Origin of the sequence: Flavobacterium sp. (assembly GCF_044368625.1) — a bacterium.
Lineage (GTDB): Bacteria > Bacteroidota > Bacteroidia > Flavobacteriales > Flavobacteriaceae > Flavobacterium.
The window spans coordinates 1-4,286 of sequence record NZ_JBIPPD010000247.1; the positions used below are offsets into that span (position 1 = coordinate 1).

General features: G+C 34.6%; 4 protein-coding genes. All 4 read right to left on the minus strand.

Annotation, left to right across the window (positions count from 1 at the left end):
• Nucleotides 1-486 (minus strand): heme-binding protein (locus tag ACIQ2X_RS14170; RefSeq protein ID WP_396179596.1); only part of this gene is annotated, 486 nt, incomplete at its 3' end.
• Between the two features lie 63 nt (nucleotides 487-549).
• Nucleotides 550-1,119 (minus strand): Crp/Fnr family transcriptional regulator, encoded by a 570-nt coding sequence (locus ACIQ2X_RS14175; protein ID WP_396179593.1) that lies wholly within the window; start codon nucleotides 1,117-1,119, stop codon nucleotides 550-552.
• 59 nt (nucleotides 1,120-1,178) lie between these two features.
• Nucleotides 1,179-2,435: a nucleoside permease gene (locus tag ACIQ2X_RS14180; protein WP_396179594.1), complete on the minus strand. Its 1,257-nt coding sequence runs from the start codon at nucleotides 2,433-2,435 to the stop codon at nucleotides 1,179-1,181.
• Between the two features lie 255 nt (nucleotides 2,436-2,690).
• Entirely contained in the window at nucleotides 2,691-3,074 is a 384-nt protein-coding gene (locus ACIQ2X_RS14185; RefSeq protein ID WP_396179595.1) for an HU family DNA-binding protein, read from the minus strand.
• Nucleotides 3,075-4,286 lie beyond the last annotated feature (1,212 nt).

The window sequence follows — 4,286 nt, forward strand, 5'->3', positions numbered from 1 at the left end:
CACGGATTGAGCGATAGTGTCATCATTTTCAGCACTTCCGCCGCCGGAAATACCAATGCTTCCGATAATTTCTTTTTGATAATAAATAGGAGTGCCGCCACTTAACAACAATAATTCGGGTAGGGACTTGAGGTTTTGAGTATCCGTACTTTTGGCAGCGTTTCGCATCAGTTCAAGTGTCGCCGTTTTCGTAGATAATGCTGTAAACGCTTTTCTTCGAGCGGCTTCGGTATTGTGCGGACCAACTCCTGCTCCACGGCTCATCAATAGTGGTGTTCCCGAAGCATCCAAAATAGCAATTGAAATGTGCTTGTCCAATTTGACGGCCAATTCCGAGGCTTGTTTTTGCAATTCAAAAGCAGCTTCTAACGATAAATTGTTTAAAGCAACAATGTACTGAGGTGCCGATGTGGTAGCGTATTTATGTTGCGCAAAACCATTTGCAACAAAAAAAAGGAATGGAATAAAAAGCAACAATCGTTTCATGTATTTTATTTTTTTCAAAATTAAAACAACACACGAAATGATTTCTTGACCTATGTCAACGTTTTAGAGTTTGGCTTTGATCCGTGATAAAGTAGAAGGCGAAATACCCAAATAGGAAGAAACCATTTTATTGGAAACACGCAACAATAACTGCGGTTGATTTTTGATAATCCATTGCACTTTTTCCAAAGCTTCAAAACCTTGAAAACCATAAATACGTTTTTGAGCAACTATAAATCCAAGTTCCAGTATTTCGGTATAAATTCGGGCAAACTCAGGAATGGTTTCCACCAATTTGTAAAAATCGGTACGGGAAATTTTAAGCAGCACACAGTTTTCGATGCTTTGCATGAACTCTTCAGCTGGTTTTTGATCAATAAAACTAGGCAAAGCAGCCACAAAATTTCCTTCAAAAGCAAAGTAGCGCGATGTTTCTAATCCCTCTTTATTGATTGTAAACAATCGAATAGCACCTTTATTGATAAAAAAATAACTGTCGGCAACCTGATTGTAATCGACCAAAATGGTTTTTGATTTTACTTTTACAATCGAAAAAAAACTACAAACATGGGCAAGAAGGGTTTTATCGTGAATACCTTTCTCATTCAAAACAGCTTTTAGTTTTTGGTACATCGTGTTGTAATTACTTGAAATAAAGCAAAAAACCCGAAACTGAGTCGGGTTTTTGTATCTTAATGTATGATATTTTCTACTTCTTTCGGATTGTGTTTGTGTTTAAATAAAACCGCAAAAGCAATCGCTACAATCAGGGCATAACCGGCAAACGAGAGCCAAATGTTGTGCCAGTCCTTCATTCCATCGGCTGCTGTAAAATAATTCGCAATGACATAACCGCTGATAAAACTACCCAAAACGGCTCCAAAACCGTTGGTCATCATCATGAACAATCCCTGTGCCGACGATCTAATTTTTGAATCGGTTGTGGTTTCTACAAAGAGAGAGCCGGAAATGTTAAAAAAGTCAAAGGCCATACCGTACACAATACACGACACGATAATCATCCATAATCCTTCGTGAGGATCGCCGTAAGCAAAGAATCCAAAACGCAAAACCCAGGCCAACATACTGAACAACATGACCATTTTTATTCCAAATTTCCTAAGGAAATATGGGATTGCAAGAATGAATAAGGTTTCAGAAATTTGAGAAATCGACATGATGATGGTTGAATATTCGACTACAAAAGAATCAGCATACTCTGGTATTTTTTCGAAATCCGAAAGAAATACATCGCCATACATGTTGGTTAATTGCAATGCACCGCCTAAAAACATCGAGAAAATAAAAAACAACGCCATTTTATAATTGGCAAATAATTTAAATGCATCCAAGCCTAATGATTCCATTACAGAATCGTCTTTTTTGGTTAAGCGTTGTGGCGGACATTTAGGCAAAGTAAAGGAATAAATACCTAATGCAACAGCGGCTACAGCGGCAATATAAAACTGATTTCCAGAAGCTTTATTATCGGTTAAATTGGTCAACCACATCGCGGCTATAAAACCGATTGTACCCCAAACCCGAATGGGAGGAAAAACTTTTACCACATCGTAGGCACTATTTTTTAAAATCGTATAAGCAATAGAGTTGGATAATGAAATGGTCGGCATGTAAAACACCATCGCTACAAAAATGACCCAAAAAAAAGTAGTTGGATCGTTGACCTGAGGAAGGTAGGCCAAAGCAACACCCCCTAAAATATGCAAAAATCCGTATAGTTTTTCGGCGTTCATCCATCTGTCGGCAATAATACCTGTTAAGGCTGGCATAAATATCGATGAAAGTCCTAAGGTGGAGAATATTGCGCCAAATTCGGCCCCACCCCACTGCTTGGTTCCAAACCAATAGTTGGCTATTGTTATCAGCCAAGCGCCCCAAACAAAAAATTGAAAGAAGCTCATTAAAGTCAATCTGAATTTTATTCCCATTTAATAGTATGTTAAGGTTTGCTTAATAAACAGCCCGTAAATCTACTATTAAAAATTTAATATGGCAATGTGAAGTAAACGTTATTTTAGTACTTTTTTTACCAATGTCAACACTTTTTCAAACCATTCTTTACAAGGCAATTTGCAATAATCGATTTTAAAATTGGCCTTTATTTTTGCATTATTGGACAGTAATACATCTTTGAAAATAGCTAAATTATTGTAAAACAATGCATGTTGTTGCTCTTTTATGTGCTACCGCATGCGCTTGTAGGTAATTCTTTTTATTTTACTTTTCAAATCTTTTGACGGTTTATAATTGATTTTTGCCTCTTTGATGTTAGACTTACCTAAAACGGCTTCATTATCCGCTGGAGTGCCGTGCAATACCAATTGAAAAGTACCTAGATTATCAATTTTTACAATATTACCGTTGGACAAAGCCTCTCCAATAACGTCGCTTAAAGCTATAATTACACCATAACAATCGGCCCTACTCATCGTAGATCGCCCGGCAATGATACGTGCTAAATCATCTAAGTGTACAACCCCTACACTCACGGCACACGGATAATATTTAACTTCGGGTGGTGAAACTAAATTGTTTTGTTTGGGAATCATTTTAAATTGTACTGCCATCTTTTTTATTTTATCAGGTTCTAAAAATAGTTTAATTAGCTTACTACTTTCTATTTTTATATGTAAATATAATAAAAGATGTACGACTTTTTAATAAAAGCCCTATATCTTTTACCTATTTGTTGTACATCTTTATTTTATTTGTTGTACGACTTTTGAATATACGGTCAAGCTAAAACTTTTTTAGTAAGCCTATCCGTTTATTTTTTGAACGGTATAAACACAAATTTGTTTGTAATGTATTGATTTGCTTGGTGTTTAAGACCTAAAATTGATATACCCTTAAAAAATTAAGTAATTCCATATACTCAAATAGGAGTAAAATAATTAACTTATTTGGAAGTTTGTGTGATGTATACCGCATTTGTAAAAGACAAAAATTTTTTACCCTTTTTTATCTACTCAGACACCCCATTGTAAAGGGAAAAAATCAAAAATAAAAGAAAACAACTTTTGTTTTTGCCGATGTGCAAAGACTAAACAAAAAATTGAAAGGATGTGCATTGAAATCAATCGGCATTTTATTCCCGTTTAATAGGGCAATGCAATAGAGCTATACAATTGTATAGATTTTTAGCAGGGAAATGCATTTATGAAATAGGTTTTGTTTGTACCATTTTGACATTTCATTTTATTTATAGCATTTTTTTCAATTATGATGGTAAGGTACTCGATGCTTTGTTTCCGTATGCTTTAATGAGCAATAATAAGTATTTATAGTGCAATAAATTAAGAAATGGTATTGATAATTGAGCTTAAAAATGATATATTTGTTTATTAAAAATACGAAACAAACATTCGCTAATCTACCCATTTTTGGGTGTATATACGAAAGTTTGTTTCGCCTATATACTAGTTGGCAGAAAATTTTGACCAGCGTTGTCGGAAAATCGCTTGCAGACAGAAAACTGAACTAAGCAAGGAAATTGAAGAAACGGTTAGCATTCTTACTGGGAAAAATTTGAAACGACTATTTCAAGATGGTTCTACACTTTTTGAGATTATTTTGTAGGATTTTGGAAATTTCCTGAGGTTTTCAAAATTAGTTATCAGGAAGAAATTATTAATTAATCTGTTACTTAATAAAAATGTAAGTTCAAGTTATAAGTGCAACAGATAAATTAAAAACACTTGGAGTTTTCCTCCAAGTGTTTAAGGTCAAAAGCCTAAATTTGTCTTGCATGAAAAAATATAAACAATTAACCGTTGAGC